The organism is Blautia sp. TM10-2 (assembly GCF_003480845.1).
Taxonomy (GTDB): domain Bacteria; phylum Bacillota; class Clostridia; order Lachnospirales; family Lachnospiraceae; genus Fusicatenibacter; species Fusicatenibacter saccharivorans.
This window is the reverse complement of the sequence record NZ_QUJZ01000004.1, coordinates 209,812-226,592: the sequence shown is the minus strand read 5'-3', so window position 1 is coordinate 226,592 and position 16,781 is coordinate 209,812. Positions and strand designations below refer to the sequence as shown.

Sequence of the window (16,781 nt, the reverse complement as noted above, 5' to 3'; positions counted from 1 at the left end):
ATTACCTGTGAAAACGCGGCTGCACTTTCTATTAAACTTCTTCCAAAGAGAACTGCTCTGATGCGGCAGTTCTCTTTTTTATGCTTTTTCACCTGCTGCTTGCGGCTTCCTTCGGATGCAGGGCATCGAAAAAAAGACGGCATCCATTTTCCGGATACCGCCTTTTTTGTTTCTTTCGGATGGCTGTTTCTTTATTTAATAATACGAACCCTTAACACGCCGTCTACTGCTTCCAGCGCTTTTACGATCTCTTCTGTTGCTTCGCTTTCCAGATCCATCATGGTGTAAGCGTAATCGCCTTTACCTTTGTTTGTCATGTCGCTAATGTTGACACCGGCGTTACCCATAACGGTGGTAAATGCACCCAGCATACCAGGAATATTCTTATGGCAGATGGTCACACGGCCTGCTCCTGTGCATACACCCATATCACAGTTCGGGAAGTTGACGGAGTTTTTGATGTTTCCGTTCTCCAGAAAATCACGGATTTCTTTAACTGCCATGACAGCACAGTTATCTTCGGATTCTTTGGTCGATGCTCCAAGATGCGGAGTAACGATGGTTCCCTCTGCGCCGACTACCTTCGGGTTCGCAAAGTCAGTCACATATTTTTTCATTTTTCCGGCCTTTAATGCTTCCAGAACAGCATCCTCATCAACCAGGAGGTCTCTTGCATAGTTCAGAAGAACCACGCCGTCTTTCATCTCATCGATCGCTGCCTTGTTAATCATACCTTTTGTGCTGTCCATCAGCGGAACATGGATGGTGATATAATCGCAGGTACGGTAGATATCTTCCACGTTCTGGATATGATGAATGTCACGGGACAGATTCCATGCCGCATCGACAGAAATGTACGGATCGTATCCGTATACTTCCATGCCAAGATGGGTTGCTGCATTTGCTACAAGCTGACCGATCGCGCCAAGTCCGATGATACCGAGCTTCTTTCCGCTGATCTCACAGCCGGCAAATTTCTTTTTCTGTTTTTCTGCTGTCTTTGCAATGTCGCCGTCTTCTTTGTCGCTCTTCACCCACTCAATACCGCCTGCGATATCGCGGGATGCAAGCAGCATGCCGGCAAGCACCAGCTCTTTGACGCCATTTGCATTGGCTCCCGGTGTGTTGAATACAACGATACCCTGCTCTGCGCAGTCGGCAAGCGGAATGTTATTGACACCGGCTCCTGCTCTTGCTACGGCAAGAATACTTTTCGGCAGCTCCATACCGTGCATGGCTGCACTTCTGACGAGAACCGCATCGGCTCCCTCCAGGCTTTCACTCTGCTGATAGTTTTCATTAAAATTTGCAAGGCCTACGCCTGCAATCGGATTTAAGCAATGATACTGAAACATTAGAGATTTTCCTCCTCGAACTTTTTCATGAAGGCTACGAGTGCTTCTACGCCTTCTTTCGACATTGCATTGTAGATGCTTGCACGCATACCGCCGACGGTACGGTGACCTTTCAGGTTCTCAAGTCCGGCTTCTTTGGACTCTTTGACGAATTTGGCATCCAGATCTGCATTTCCGGTGATAAACGGAACGTTCATCAGAGAACGGTCTTCCGGTACAACGGTTCCTTTGAAGAGCTTGCTCTGATCCAGGAAATCATACAGCAGTTTTGCTTTTTCTTCGTTGCGCTGTTTCATGACTTCCAGTCCGCCCATTTTCTTCAGCCATTTGAACACTTTGCCGCACATGTAGATGCAGTAGCAGTTCGGCGTGTTATACAGAGAGCCGGCATCTGCATGCGTTTTAAATTTCATCATGGTCGGTGTTCCCGGCAGGACATCGTCGGTAATCAGATCGTCACGGACAATGGAGATGACCATTCCGGCAGGTCCGATGTTTTTCTGGACACCGCCGTAGATGATGCCGTAATCGGAGACATTAACAGGTTCGGAGAGGAAACAGGAGGAGACATCTGCCACCAGGGTTTTGCCCTTGGTATTCGGCAGTTTTTTGTATTTGGTTCCGTAAATGGTGTTGTTTTCACAGATATAAACATAATCGGCATCCGGGCTGATCGGAAGATCGCTGCAGTCCGGGATGTAGGAAAATGTTTTATCCTCAGAGGAGGCAATTTTGTTTGCCTTTCCGTATTTCTGCGCCTCTGCATATGCTTTCTTTGCCCACTGTCCCGTTACGATGTAATCAGCGACACCGTTTTTCATCAGGTTCATCGGAATCATGGAAAACTGCAGGGAGGCACCGCCCTGAAGAAACAGAACTTTGTAATTTGACGGAATTCCCATCAGGTCACGAAGGTCTGCTTCTGCCTCATCGATGATATTCTGGAATACTTTGGAACGGTGGCTCATCTCCATGACGGACATGCCGCATCCGCGGTAATCCAGCATTTCCTCCTGGGCTTCTTTCAACACTTCCTCTGGCAGAACTGCCGGTCCTGCGGAAAAATTATAAACTCTGCTCATTTTTCATCCTCCTGTTTCTCTTGCTACTTTATATTACTGGAAAACCACCGTTCCTATGCCGGTGGTTTTCCTTGTAATCGTTTGTACCTGTATTGCAGTTTTTCTTACAAGTCTGCAATTCATATGGTAATACGGTATTACTTTACCACGTTGAAACTATGATACCTCTTTGTTAGAAATATGTCAATCCTTTTCTTGTTCCTTTTTTGCCAGATCCTCTGCATCGAAGACATCCTCAATCGGTGCTCCGGCCGGAACCATCGGGAATACTTTTTCATCGCAGTCGATCCATACGTCGATCAGTGCCGGTTTTCCGCTCGCAATCGCCTCACGGATGGCAGGTCCCATCTCCTCTTTCTTCGTCACGCGGATGCCCTTTACGCCGAGCGCCTCAGCAACCTTGACAAAGTCCGCCTGATCCTGCAGAACAGTGTTGGAATACCGTTTTCCATAGAACAGTGTCTGCCACTGGCGTACCATACCGAGTACATGGTTGTTGACAACGACTTCGATCACCGGAATGTTGTGTCTCGAAAGGGTTGCCAGTTCGTTCATATTCATGCGGAAGCAGCCGTCGCCTGCGATGTTGATAACGGTTTTGTCCGGGCGTCCCATTTTGGCGCCCATGGCAGCTCCAAGACCGAATCCCATGGTTCCAAGACCGCCGGAGGTTAAAAGGGTTCTCGGGCTCGTATACCGATAATACTGCGCCGCCCACATCTGATGCTGTCCGACATCGGTCGTGATGACAGCCTGGCCGTCGGTTGCCTTATAGATCTCCTCGATCACGAACGGTCCGGTAAGGCCTTCTTCATGCTTTAACGGGAATTTTTCTTTCATTGCCTCGATTTCGGCAATCCACTCGTCATGATGCATCGGCTCCAGCTTCGCATTCAGGCGTTTTAAGACTTCTTTGACGTCTCCGATGATGCTCGACTCGACAACAACATTCTTGTTGATTTCTGCCGCATCTACATCGATCTGAACGATTTTTGCATTGTTTGCAAATTTTGCGGCGTTTCCGGTGACACGATCGGAAAATCTTGCACCGAGCACGATCAGCAGGTCGCACTTCGTCACGCCATAGTTCGATGTTTTTGTTCCGTGCATACCGAGCATACCGGTGTACAGCTTATCGGTTCCCGGAAAAGCGCCTTTTCCCATCAGGGTATCGCAGACCGGCGCCTGTATATGGTGTGCCAGTTCACGCACTTCCTCGGCCGCACCGGAGATGATGCTGCCGCCGCCCACGAAAATATACGGTTTTTTCGACTCCCGGATCAGAGATACAACGTGATCCAGTCCTTCTTCTGTGATTTTTTCGGTAGACGGTGCGATTGCTTCCGGTGTCTTTGGCTCATATTCATACGTTGCCGCCGTGACATCTTTCGTGATATCCACCAGAACCGGGCCCGGTCTTCCGCTCTTTGCAATCGAAAACGCACGGCGCAGCGTGTCTGCGAGAACCGTGATATCTTTTACGATCACGCTGTATTTTGTGATCGGCATCGCAACGCCTGCAATGTCAATCTCCTGAAAGCTGTCTTTTCCAAGCAGTGCCTTTCCTACGTTGCAGGTGATGGCTACCATCGGGGTAGAATCCATGTAGGCAGTTGCAATTCCAGTGACAAGATTTGTCGCGCCAGGGCCGCTTGTTGCCATACATACGCCTGTTTTTCCGGTCGCACGCGCATACCCGTCTGCCGCATGGGCAGCACCCTGCTCGTGGGAGGTCAGGATGTGGTGGATTTCCGGATGACGGTAAAGCTCATCATAGATATTCAAAATCGTTCCCCCCGGATAGCCGAACACGGTGTCCACGCCCTGCTCCTTCAGGCACTCAATAACAATCTGTGATCCAGTTAATTCCATGTCTGTATGATTCCTTCCTTATCTTTTGGCTTTGTGTATGAAATCAGCCATCCGATGAAAATGCACGTTCGGACGGCTGATATGATTTTTTTCTATTAGAACTCCAGAATGGCTCCCTTATTTGCGCTGGAAACCATCTTTGCGTAGCGTTTCAGATAGCCTGTGGTTACTTTCGGCTCTCTCGGAGTCCATGCAGCTTTTCTGCGTGCCAGCTCTTCATCCGATACGGCAAGCTCCAGCTTGTGCTCCGGAATATTGATGCGGATCAGGTCGCCTTCCTCAACGAGCGCGATCGGACCGCCTTCTGCTGCCTCAGGGCTGACATGGCCGATGGATGCACCGCGGGATGCGCCGGAGAAACGGCCGTCTGTAATCAGAGCTACGGAAGAGCCAAGTCCCATACCTGCAATCGCAGAGGTCGGATTCAACATCTCACGCATACCAGGACCTCCCTTTGGTCCCTCATAACGGATGACAACAACGTCGCCTGCCACAATCTTGCCGCCGCGGATTGCCTCGATGGCATCCTCCTCACAGTCGAAGACTCTGGCCGGTCCTTCGTGAACCTGCATCTCCGGTACAACGGCAGAACGTTTGACGACTGCGGTATCCGGTGCCAGGTTTCCTTTCAGGACAGCAATACCGCCGGTCTTGCTGTATGGATTTTCTACCGGACGGATGATCTCCGGGTTTTTGTTGACACAGCCTTTGATATTCTCGCCAACGGTCTTTCCGGTTGCGGTCATGCACTCGGTGTGCAGAAGTCCTAGTTTATTCAGCTCGTTCATAACGGCATAAACACCGCCGGCCTCGTTCAGCTCCTCGATGTAGTGGTATCCTGCCGGAGCCAGATGGCAGAGGTTCGGGGTCTTCTCACTGATGGCATTTGCCATCTCCGGATTCAGCTCTACGCCTGCCTCATGCGCGATGGCCGGCAGATGCAGCATACTGTTGGTGGAACATCCAAGTGCCATATCGACGGTCAGAGCATTTAAGAATGCTTCTTTTGTCATAATGTCTCTTGGACGGATATTCTGTTTTAACAGCTCCATAACCTGCATACCGGCTCTCTTGGCCAGGCGCAGACGCTCGGAATATACGGCCGGAATCGTTCCGTTTCCTTTCAAGCCCATGCCGAGAACCTCGGTCAGACAGTTCATGCTGTTTGCCGTGTACATACCGGAGCAGGAACCGCAGGTCGGGCATGCATTGCACTCAAAATCATAAACATCTTCCTCTGTCATAGTTCCGGCTGCGTAGGATCCAACCGCCTCGAACATGCTGGAAAGACTTCTCTTCTCACCTTTTACATGGCCGGCAAGCATCGGACCGCCGCTGACAAATACGGTCGGAACATTGACTCTTGCTGCTGCCATCAAAAGGCCAGGTACGTTCTTATCACAGTTCGGGATACATACCAGTGCATCAAACTGGTGAGCCATTGCCATACACTCGGTGGAATCGGCGATCAGGTCACGGGTAACGAGGGAATATTTCATTCCGATGTGGCCCATGGCAATACCGTCACAGACTGCAATGGCCGGGAACACGATCGGTGTTCCGCCTGCCATGGCAACGCCCATTTTTACAGCTTCTGTAATTTTATCCAGGTTCATATGACCCGGTACGATCTCATTGTAGGAGCTTACAATTCCTACGAGCGGTTTTTTCATTTCTTCTTCGGTCAGACCCAGCGCACGCATCAGAGAACGCTGTGGCGCCTGTGCGATTCCTTTTTTTACAGCATCACTTCTCATGATTTTTTCCTCTTTTCTTATCTTACAGTTTTATGCCAGTGCTTTTACCAGCAGATCTCCCATTTCGGATGTAGATACCTGGGTACATCCCTCAGACATAATGTCTACGGTGCGGTATCCGTCTTTTAAAATTTTCTGTACAGCATTTTCGACTGCCTCTGCCTCCTGATCGAGATCCAGGGAATAGCGGAGCATCATGGCTGCGGACAGAACCGTTGCAATCGGGTTTGCGATGTTCTTTCCTGCGATGTCCGGTGCAGAGCCGTGGCTTGGCTCGTACAGACCAAATTTTGTCTCGTTCAGGCTGGCGGAAGAAAGCATTCCGATCGAGCCTGCTACCATACTTGCCTCATCGGAAAGAATATCTCCGAACATGTTCTCGGTCAGAACGACGTCAAACTGGCACGGATTGTGGACGATCTGCATCGCACAGTTGTCGACCAGCATATGCTCTAAGGTAACTTCCGGGTAATCTTTTGCAACATCCTCTACCACGGATCTCCACAGACGGGAGGAATCGAGAACGTTTGCTTTATCTACACTCGTTACTTTTTTCTTTCTCTTCATGGCGATGTCGAATGCACGGATTGCAATGCGGCGGATTTCGGTCTCGCTGTAGGTCAGCGTATCGGTTGCTTTCCGGATGCCGTTTTCTTCTACAGTGCTGCGCTCTCCAAAGTACAGGCCGCCGGTCAGCTCACGCATAATCAGCATGTCGAAGCCCTCGCCGATGATCTCTTCTTTTAACGGGCAGGCATCTTTCAATTCCTGATACAGGTAAGCCGGACGCAGGTTTGCAAACAGACCTAACGATTTCCGGATTTTTAAGAGTCCTGCCTCCGGGCGCTTGTCCGGGCTTAATTTGTACCATGGGGATGTTTTTGCATCTCCTCCGATGGAGCCCATCAGGACAGCGTCGCATTTCTTTGCTTCTTCTATGGTTTCATCTGTCAGCGGCACGCCGTGCACATCAATGGAGGCTCCGCCCAGCAGAAGGTTGGTATATTCAAACTTATGTCCATATTTCTCGCAGACAGCGTCCAGAACTTTTTTTGCTTCCTTTACAATTTCCGGTCCGATTCCGTCACCGTGAATTAATCCAATACGGTATTCCATATCTTTCTCCCTCTTTTCTTCCGGCTGAAAAACCGTTCTATTTTCTCTGCGTCTATAGCATTTCTAAATTATACGCCATTTTTCCGGTAATTTCAACACGAAATTTCTTTGCATCGGACGAAACGCAATAATCTTTTTGCTTTTTTGCCATTTAAAAGAAAAATACGCGGCATTTTTCCCCGTTTTCGCCGTGTTCCGCCGAAGAAGTTTCGGGGGCGAAAAAAACGCAGGCATTCGTTCTTTTTGAATACCTGCGTTTTTCCTGGCTTTTCGCCGTGTGAAATTATTTTTTCTTTTCTGTTTTCTCTTCAACGACTGCTGTCTCCGGTTTTTCAACCTCTGTGATGGCTGTTTTGCGCATCGGGATACGGCAGTTTTTGTTGTTTCCGAACTCTACGATGACATCGTCGTCTGTGATATCGATGACTACGCCGTAGAAACCGCTTGTTGTGATGACTGCATCGCCGACTGCGAGGTCATTCAGCATTGCCTGCAGTTTTTTCTGCTCTTTCTTCTGCGGGCGGATCATTAAGAAATACATCATACCGAACATGATGACCAGCCACATAATTAACATACCAGTGCTCATCACACCGCTGTTTGCTGCTGTTGTTGTTGCTAAAAACATTTTCTTTCCTCCTGTTATTCGAGAGTACATCCCGTTCTTTAGACACACCTATCATAATACACAATCCGGAACCGATGGGCAAGTCTTTTTCGGATATTTTCCAAAGATTTCATACTTTCCCGATTACTTTTTGTCGTATTCCTCAAATCCTGCGAGTTTTGCCCGTTTGTAGGAAGCAAAATTGCCCTCGTCCAGCGCGGTCCGGATTTCTGTCATCATATTGTTGTAGAAATACAGGTTGTGCAGAACACAGAGCCGCATGCCGAGCATCTCTTTTGCTTTCAGCAGATGACGGATGTAGGCTCTGCTGTAGTGACGGCACGCCGGGCACTGGCAGCCTTCCTCGATCGGACGCGGATCCAATTCGTATTTCTGGTTGAACAAATTCATTTTTCCATGATTTGTATAAACGTGACCGTGACGTCCGTTCCGGCTCGGATATACACAGTCGAAGAAATCAACGCCGCGCTCTACACCCTCGAGAATATTGGCCGGTGTTCCGACACCCATCAGATATGTCGGTTTTTCTTTTGGCAGATACGGAACCACTTCATCGAGAATATGATACATCTCCTCGTGTGTCTCTCCTACCGCAAGACCGCCGACGGCATATCCGTCAAGACCCATCTCGGAAATCCGTTTTGCATGATCGATACGGATATCTTCATAGATTGCTCCCTGATTGATACCAAACAGCAGCTGGTGCTTGTTGATGGTATCCTCTCTCTGGTTCAGTTCCTGCATTTTATCCTTGCATCGCTGCAGCCATCTTGTCGTACGGTCCACGGAATTCTGCACATAACGGCGGTCCGCCACACTCGATGGGCACTCGTCGAAGGCCATCGCAATCGTGGATGCCAGGTTGGACTGAATCTGCATACTCTCCTCCGGTCCCATGAAGATCTTTCTTCCGTCTACGTGGGAGTGGAAATAAACTCCCTCCTCCTTGATTTTCCGAAGGCCTGCAAGAGAGAATACCTGGAATCCGCCGGAGTCGGTCAGGATCGGTTTATCCCAGACCATAAACTTGTGGAGTCCGCCCATCTTCTTTACAACCTCATCGCCCGGACGCACGTGGAGGTGGTACGTGTTGGAGAGCTCTACCTGCGTGCCGATCTGCTGGAGATCCTCAGTGGAAACGGCTCCCTTGATCGCTGCCGCGGTTCCGACATTCATGAATACCGGCGTCTCGATATTGCCGTGCACGGTTTCCATGTGGGCGCGCTTCGCTCTTCCTTCCATTTTCAGAATTTTATACATAACGCTTTTCATCCTTTCTCATGATCCCTGCCGCCTGTTTTTCATACAGGGCATACTATTTTTAGTATACAGGCAAAACCCGTTTTTGACAATGCCTGAATTTTCTTTTTTCTGCCTTTTTCCCTCCTGGTTTCTCCATTTTTCACAAGGGCTTTATACTTTTTTCATAAGACATCGCCTTTTTTCCAATTGTATTTCCTTATTTTTTGTCGTATAATGTGTTGAGATTGTTTCTTATTATAAAAGGAGTTTGATTCATGACTGATAAAAAATATACTCTCGGAATCGACATCGGTTCCACCACTGTTAAAATTGCGATCCTCGACGAAGAGAACCAGCTTCTCTTTGCCGATTACGAGCGCCATTTTGCAAACATTCAGGAAACCCTTGCCCACCTGCTCGGGGAAGCACACGAAAAGCTGGGCGAACTGACCTTGCAGCCGGTCATCACTGGTTCCGGCGGACTTGCTCTTGCCAACCACCTCGGCATCCCGTTCACGCAGGAAGTTATCGCGGTTTCCACTTCGTTAAAAGCACTCGCTCCGCAGACCGACGTTGCCATCGAGCTCGGCGGTGAGGATGCCAAGATCATCTATTTTGAAGGCGGCAATGTGGAGCAGCGTATGAACGGTATCTGCGCCGGCGGCACCGGTTCGTTCATCGACCAGATGGCTTCTCTTCTGCAGACCGATGCAACCGGACTCAACGAATACGCGAAGCATTACCAGGCGATTTATCCGATCGCAGCACGCTGCGGTGTATTCGCAAAAACCGATATCCAGCCGCTCATCAACGACGGTGCAACAAAAGAGGATCTTTCCGCTTCCATTTTCCAGGCAGTTGTCAACCAGACCATTTCTGGTCTTGCCTGCGGTAAACCGATCCGCGGCCACGTTGCCTTTCTCGGCGGCCCGCTGCACTTCCTCTCGGAATTAAAGACAGCATTCGTCCGTACCTTAAAACTGGATGACGAGCATACAATCGTACCGGACAACTCCCACCTGTTTGCAGCCATCGGTTCTGCGATGAATGCAGACGGAAAAACCGAAATTTCCCTTCTCGCACTGAAAAAACGGCTCGAAGAGAAAGTTGCTATCGATTTTGAGGTTGCCCGTCTTGAGCCGCTGTTTAAAGATCAGGCCGAGTATGACGAATTTCTGGCGCGCCAGAGTGTCAACAACGTCGTGACCGCCGATCTTTCCACCTACGAAGGAAACTGCTATCTCGGTATTGATGCCGGTTCCACGACGACCAAAGCTGCTCTCGTCGGCGAAGATGGTGCTCTTCTCTATTCCTTCTACAGCAACAACCACGGAAATCCGCTCGGCACATCGATCCGCGCGATCCAGGAGATCTACTCCAAACTGCCGGATTCCGCACAGATCGCCTGGTCCTGTTCGACCGGTTACGGCGAGGCGCTCATCAAAGCTGCACTGATGCTGGACGAGGGTGAGGTAGAGACGATTTCCCATTATTACGCTGCCGCATTCTTCGATCCGGAAGTCGACTGTATTCTCGACATCGGCGGCCAGGATATGAAGTGCATCAAGATCAAAAACGGCACCGTAGACAGCGTACAGCTGAACGAGGCATGTTCCTCAGGCTGCGGTTCCTTCATCGAGACGTTCGCGCAGTCCCTGAACTACAGCGTGCAGGATTTCGCGCATGAGGCGCTGTTTGCAAAACACCCGATCGATCTTGGTACCCGCTGTACCGTATTTATGAATTCCAAGGTAAAACAGGCGCAGAAAGAGGGCGCATCCGTCGCCGATATTTCTGCCGGACTTGCCTGCTCCGTTATTAAAAACGCATTATATAAGGTAATTAAAGTTTCGGATGCCACCGAGCTGGGACGCCACATCGTCGTACAGGGCGGTACATTCTACAACGACGCTGTTCTCCGAAGCTTTGAGCGGATCGCCAACTGCGAAGCCATCCGCCCGGACATCGCCGGCATCATGGGTGCGTTCGGTGCGGCGCTGATCGCAAGAGAGCGCTACTCCGCCGATCAGGAGACCACGATGCTCTCCATTGAAAAGATCAACGAGCTGAAATATTCGACCACGATGGCAAACTGTAAGGGATGTACGAACAGCTGCCGTCTGACCATCAACAAATTCTCCGGCGGCCGTCAGTACATCAGCGGAAACCGCTGCGAGCGCGGTATCGGAAAAGAGAAAAACAAAGATCATATTCCGAACCTGTTCGAATACAAATACAAACGGATCTTCGGCTACCAGCCGCTGCCGCAGGATGAAGCGATCCGCGGAGAGGTCGGCATTCCGAGAGTCCTCAATATGTTTGAGAATTATCCGTTCTGGTACACCTTCTTTACGCGGCTGAAATACCGCGTGGTACTCTCTCCGACCTCGAGCCGCAAGATCTACGAGCTCGGTATTGAGTCGATTCCAAGTGAATCCGAGTGCTATCCGGCCAAACTGGCGCACGGCCATGTGACCTGGCTCTTACGCCACGGTGTGAAGTTCATCTTCTACCCGTGTATCCCGTACGAGCGCACCGAGTTCCCGGAAGCCATCAACCACTACAACTGCCCGATCGTTACCTCGTATGCGGAAAATATCAAAAACAACGTGGACGAGCTGCAGGACGATTCCATTACGTTCCGCAATCCGTTCCTTGCGTTTACGAGTGAAAAGGTGCTTGCCGATGGTCTTGTCAAAGAGTTCTCCGGTCTGCCGGAGGATGAAGTCCGTGCTGCTGTTCATGCCGGATGGGAAGAGCTTGGCGCTGCAAGACGCGATATGCAGAAAAAAGGCGAGGAAACGCTTCAGTATATGAAAGAAACCGGCCGCAGAGGCATCGTGCTTGCCGGCCGTCCGTACCACATCGATCCAGAAATCCATCACGGTATCCCGGATATGATCAACTCCTACGGACTGTGCGTGCTGACGGAGGACTCTGTTTCCCATCTGGCACCGCTCGAGCGTCCGCTCCGTGTCAATGACCAGTGGATGTACCACACCCGTCTGTATGCAGCTGCAAACTATGTAAAGACACGCGACGATCTTGACCTGATTCAGCTGAACTCGTTCGGCTGCGGTCTCGACGCCGTTACCACCGATGAGGTTTATGAGATTCTGACCAGAAGCGGCAAGATTTATACCTGCCTGAAGATTGATGAGGTCAACAACCTCGGCGCTGCCAGAATCCGTGTCCGCTCTCTGCTCGCTGCCCTCCGTGCACATGACCGGAAACAGGCGGTACGCGAGATTCTTCCGTCCTCGATCCAGAAACCGGTCTTCACGAAAGAAATGCGGAAAGACTACACCATCCTCTGCCCGCAGATGTCACCGATCCACTTCTCGATTCTGCAGCCGGCGTTCAACGCAGCCGGATACAATCTGGAAGTGCTTCCGAACGACAACAAAGAGGCGGTTGATGTCGGACTGAAATACGTTAACAACGATGCCTGCTATCCGTCTCTGATGGTAGTCGGACAGATTATGCAGGCGCTGCTCTCCGGCAAGTATGACCTGAACAAAGTGGCTGTCATCATGAGCCAGACCGGCGGCGGCTGCCGTGCTTCGAACTATATCGGATTTATCCGCCGTGCCCTGGAGAAAGCCGATATGACACAGATTCCGGTAATCTCCATTAACTTAAGCGGTCTGGAAGAAAATCCGGGCTTTAAGATTACACCGGATCTTGCGATCCGTCTCTGCTATGCGGCAGAATTCGGCGATATCATGATGAAATGTATTTACCGGATGCGTCCTTATGAGCAGAAGAAGGGTACAACAGACCGGATTCACAAAAAATGGGAGAAAATCTGTATTGATTTCATTTCTTCCAAACACCTGAGCCATACCCGGTTTAAACAGATCTGCCGCACGATGATCCGCGACTTTGACCATATTCCGATTACGGACGAGAAAAAACCGCGTGTCGGTATTGTCGGCGAAATTCTGGTTAAGTTCCTTCCGGCGGCCAATAACCATCTGGCGGAGCTTCTCGAAAGCGAAGGCGCCGAGCCGGTTGTGCCGGATCTGATCGATTTCTTCTGCTATTGCTTCTACAATACGAATTTCAAGGTAGAGCACCTTGGATTCAAGAAGAGCTCTTCGATGCTCGGAAATACGGGCATTAAGCTGATCAACTGGCTGCGGAGCGCGGCAGTTGCAGAGTTCAAGAAGAGCGAACACTTTGATCCGCCGGCTGATGTACGGGATCTGGCGAAGTATGCTTCTCCGATTGTTTCCTGTGGTAACCAGACAGGTGAGGGATGGTTCCTGACAGGCGAGATGATGGAGCTGATCCACAGCGACGTTTACAATATCGTCTGCATCCAGCCGTTTGCGTGCCTGCCGAATCATATTGTCGGTAAAGGTGTTATTAAAGCCATTCGCAAGGAGTATCCGAAGGCAAATATCGTGGCAGTTGACTACGATCCAGGCGCTTCGGAGGTTAACCAGCTGAACCGTATTAAGCTGATGCTTTCTACCGCGAACAAGAACCTGAAACAGGAACTTGACGGAGAGAAAAACGCGTAAAAAATTACATAATCCTTTTTCATTTCAAAAGACCCCAGTCGGAAAACAGTTTTTCATGTTTTCCGACCGGGGTCTTCTTTGTTAAGGTGTATCTTCTGTTTTTATCAGTAAATCCGCAGGATACGGAGAACTTTTACCAGTTTGGTTCCCATTGGCATGCGGCGCATTTCGGCTTCGGTTGTGCCGGTTACGACTACGAAAGCAATCAGGTATACCACGATTGCGATCAGAATTGCGGCCAGCATACTGATCGACGGGCGTTTTGTGATGGCGAACAGGCCATAATAAACAACCCAGGTTACAACACCCATGATGGCAGCGGCGATCAATGGTTTTACATACGTGTTTTTGAACTCATTGCGGAAGTTCAGGTGCTTGCGGATCGAAAGGTTATTCAATACACACATGCTAAGGGAGAACAGAATTCCCGCAAAGACGACAGCATAAATGTTTGTCTTTGGGAAAACTGCAAGGATCAGCGCCAGAACGATAAGATCCATCCCAAGGGAAATTGCCGCATTGTGCAGGGCTTTCTTCTGCTGCCCGATCGACTGCAGTACACTGTTGGTAATGGTGGACAGTGCAGAAAAGACAACCGATACGGCACCCATCATCAGCAGTTTGCCGGAAAGGCTTGAGCTTGACGGGAACAGAACGCCTGTAATCGGGAATGCCAGAACTCCAAGGCCGACGGCAGCCGGAATGGAGATGAACATGGTCAGGCGGATCGTTTCCAGAATTTTGTCGTTTGCCTCGTCGAGGTCACCGGTTGCGTAGCAGGAAGACACCTCCGGCATCATCGCAGATGCGGATGCGCTTGCCATGGCAAGCGGGACGTTAATCAGCGTAACGTAATAGTTGGAAAACTCGCCGTATGCAGCGTTCAGCGCTTTCTGGTTTTCGCCGTGCCATCCGAGGATGGTAAAGAACAGATAGTTGTCCAGGTAAGCGTTACAGTTATAAATAAAGGTCGTGAAGATGACCGGTGTTACCATCAGAAAGAGTACCTGAAAGATTTCGCGGTAGGATTCTTCGCGGTGGCGTGTGTCTTTGGCTGCTTTTCGCAGAATGCTTTTCCGGTTTACCCCGTAAACGAGCAGCATAAAGCAAAGGCCTGCCAGCACACCGGCTCCCGTTCCGAGGGTTCCGCCGGCAGCACCGAATTTCGCACGCTCGGTGTCATTTGTCGCAAACTGCTGGATAAAGAACCAGGCTGCACCGATACTGAAAGCAGCGTTGAATATCTGCTCGATGATCTGTGAAATCGAAGTCGGCATCATCGTGCTGTGGGCCTGGAAATAGCCGCGCAGGACGCCGAGAATCGCCGAGAAGAAGATGGTCGGTGCCAGTACGCGCAGGGCCAGGATGGCATTCTGCTGGTTATATGGCAGAAGGAATTTTCCGCCGAAAAACGCCACCAGTGCAGCGATTCCTCCCACGATTACGGCATAAAGGAGGGCTCCGCGGAAAACGCGGTGTGCGTTCCGGTACTCTTTTAATGCTAGGCGTTCGGATACGATTTTCGATACTGCCATCGGAATACTGTAGGACGAGATCAGCAGCAGGATCGTATACAGATTGCTCGCTGTACTGTAATAACCAAGTCCCTCATTTCCGATGGTTTCGCCGAGCGGCGACCGGTATAAAAGACCGATCACACGCGAGATAATCGTTGCAGCCATCAAGATAGAAGTATTTCTCAGTAACGTATTTTTCTTTTTACTCATTCTTTCGCTCCCCGGATTACATTTTCGATCTGCCAGTCAATCGGCGCAAGACCGTTTTCTTCCAGATATTCGTTCGTTCTGGAAAACGGATGGCTGCCGAAAAATCCGCGGTATGCAGAGAGCGGGCTCGGATGAGCGGACATCAGCACCAGATGTTTTGGATTGTGGATCATCTCTTTTTTGCGCTGTGCGGGACGTCCCCAGAGGATGAAGACCATCGGGCGGTCCTGCCCGGCGAGCACTTTGATTGCCGCGTCCGTGAACTGCTCCCAGCCGATTTCCTTGTGGGAATTTGCCTGATGCGCACGCACAGTCAGCACCGTGTTCAGCATCAGAACACCCTGCCGTGCCCATTTTTCGAGATAGCCGTTGTTCGGGATGTAGCATCCCAGATCGTCTTCGAGTTCCTTATAAATGTTGACCAGGGACGGCGGAATGTCTACTTCCGGTTTTACAGAAAAGCAGAGTCCGTGTGCCTGTCCCGGCTCGTGGTACGGGTCCTGGCCTAAGATGACTACTTTTACCTGCTCAAGTGGGGTAAAGTGGAACGCATTGAAAATATCATCAGCCGGCGGGTAAATCGTGTGGGTTTTGTACTCCGCTCCCACCGTCTGAAACAGTTTTTTATAATAATCTTTGGAGAATTCTCCTTTCAGGGCATTGGCCCAGCTTCCGCTAAGAGGCGGCATATCGTTTTCTCCCTTCCTTTTACAGGCGGACCGGCACATTGCGGCCTGCCAGATATTCTTTGACTTCACGAATTTCCAGTTCTTTGTAGTGGAACAGAGATGCGGCAAGTGCAGCATCGGCTTTTCCTTCGGTTAAGGCATCATAAAAATGCTCCAGCGTTCCTGCGCCGCCGGATGCGATGACCGGGATGCCGACGCTCTCTGCGATCGTTCTTGTCAGCTCGATATCGTATCCCGCCTTTGTTCCGTCGCAGTCCATGCTGGTGAGCAGGATTTCTCCGGCGCCAAGGCTTTCTGCTTTTTTTGCCCACGCAACGGCATCGATGCCGACATCGATGCGGCCGCCGTTTTTATAGATATTCCAGCCGCTTCCCTCCGCTCTTTTCTTGGCGTCGATCGCAACGACCACGCACTGGCTGCCGAATTTCTGTGCCGCGTCGTGGATGAGCTGCGGATTGTTGATGGCAGAGGAGTTGATCGAGATTTTATCGGCTCCTTCGCGGAGCAGCATCTTGAAATCATCCACGGTACGGATTCCGCCGCCGACGGTGAACGGGATAAAAACGTTTGCTGCTACTTTGCGCACCATATCAACAACAGTTCCTCTCTGATCGGAGGAGGCCGTGATATCAAGAAAAACAACCTCATCGGCTCCTGCCTTGTCGTACGCTTTTGCGATCTCCACCGGGTCGCCGGCATCTTTTAAATCGACGAAATTAACACCTTTTACGACTCTTCCGTTTTTTACATCCAGGCATGGGATAATTCGTTTTGTAAACATCCG

General features: G+C 50.3%; 11 protein-coding genes. 1 reads left to right on the top strand and 10 read right to left on the bottom strand.

Annotated features, from left to right (window positions below; genetic code table 11):
- Positions 1-191: 191 nt before the first annotated feature.
- The 7 genes from DXD92_RS05655 to tgt all read right to left on the bottom strand — a co-directional run bounded on the left by DXD92_RS05655 (position 192) and on the right by tgt (position 9,070).
- Positions 192-1,355: a phosphoglycerate dehydrogenase gene (locus tag DXD92_RS05655; protein ID WP_118640255.1), complete on the bottom strand. Its 1,164-nt coding sequence runs from the start codon at positions 1,353-1,355 to the stop codon at positions 192-194.
- Positions 1,355-2,437, bottom strand: coding sequence for a 3-phosphoserine/phosphohydroxythreonine transaminase (gene serC / locus DXD92_RS05650; protein WP_118640254.1), 1,083 nt, complete (start codon positions 2,435-2,437; stop codon positions 1,355-1,357). The genes DXD92_RS05655 and serC overlap by 1 nt, the downstream gene beginning before the upstream one ends.
- A 183-nt stretch (positions 2,438-2,620) precedes the next feature.
- Positions 2,621-4,309 (bottom strand): biosynthetic-type acetolactate synthase large subunit, encoded by a 1,689-nt coding sequence (gene ilvB, locus DXD92_RS05645; protein WP_118640253.1) that lies wholly within the window; start codon positions 4,307-4,309, stop codon positions 2,621-2,623.
- Positions 4,310-4,404: 95 nt separating this feature from the next.
- Positions 4,405-6,066 (bottom strand): dihydroxy-acid dehydratase, encoded by a 1,662-nt coding sequence (gene ilvD / locus DXD92_RS05640; protein WP_117801682.1) that lies wholly within the window; start codon positions 6,064-6,066, stop codon positions 4,405-4,407.
- A 30-nt stretch (positions 6,067-6,096) separates the two neighbouring features.
- On the bottom strand, positions 6,097-7,182 hold the full coding sequence (leuB, locus tag DXD92_RS05635; protein WP_117801683.1) for a 3-isopropylmalate dehydrogenase: 1,086 nt from the start codon (positions 7,180-7,182) through the stop codon (positions 6,097-6,099).
- Positions 7,183-7,465: 283 nt separating this feature from the next.
- Positions 7,466-7,810 carry a preprotein translocase subunit YajC gene (gene yajC / locus DXD92_RS05625; RefSeq protein ID WP_117509198.1) on the bottom strand — a complete coding sequence of 115 codons (345 nt, stop codon included), beginning with the start codon at positions 7,808-7,810 and terminating at the stop codon, positions 7,466-7,468.
- A 123-nt stretch (positions 7,811-7,933) separates the two neighbouring features.
- On the bottom strand, positions 7,934-9,070 hold the full coding sequence (gene tgt / locus DXD92_RS05620) for a tRNA guanosine(34) transglycosylase Tgt (protein WP_118640252.1): 1,137 nt from the start codon (positions 9,068-9,070) through the stop codon (positions 7,934-7,936).
- A 257-nt stretch (positions 9,071-9,327) separates the two neighbouring features.
- Here tgt and DXD92_RS05615 point away from each other — a divergent pair, with 257 nt between their 5' ends.
- Complete coding sequence (locus DXD92_RS05615; RefSeq protein WP_118640251.1) at positions 9,328-13,581, top strand: 2-hydroxyacyl-CoA dehydratase; 4,254 nt, start codon at positions 9,328-9,330, stop codon at positions 13,579-13,581.
- 104 nt (positions 13,582-13,685) lie between these two features.
- On the opposite strand, the gene DXD92_RS05610 is transcribed toward DXD92_RS05615, so the two are convergent.
- Genes DXD92_RS05610 through hisF form a run of 3 tightly spaced genes read right to left on the bottom strand, consistent with a single transcriptional unit; the run spans position 13,686 to position 16,778 of the window.
- Positions 13,686-15,308: a putative polysaccharide biosynthesis protein gene (locus tag DXD92_RS05610; protein WP_118640250.1), complete on the bottom strand. Its 1,623-nt coding sequence runs from the start codon at positions 15,306-15,308 to the stop codon at positions 13,686-13,688.
- Positions 15,305-15,997 (bottom strand): uracil-DNA glycosylase, encoded by a 693-nt coding sequence (locus DXD92_RS05605; protein WP_117509201.1) that lies wholly within the window; start codon positions 15,995-15,997, stop codon positions 15,305-15,307. The genes DXD92_RS05610 and DXD92_RS05605 overlap by 4 nt, the downstream gene beginning before the upstream one ends.
- Positions 15,998-16,016: 19 nt before the next feature.
- Positions 16,017-16,778 carry an imidazole glycerol phosphate synthase subunit HisF gene (hisF, locus tag DXD92_RS05600; protein WP_118640249.1) on the bottom strand — a complete coding sequence of 254 codons (762 nt, stop codon included), beginning with the start codon at positions 16,776-16,778 and terminating at the stop codon, positions 16,017-16,019.
- Positions 16,779-16,781 lie beyond the last annotated feature (3 nt).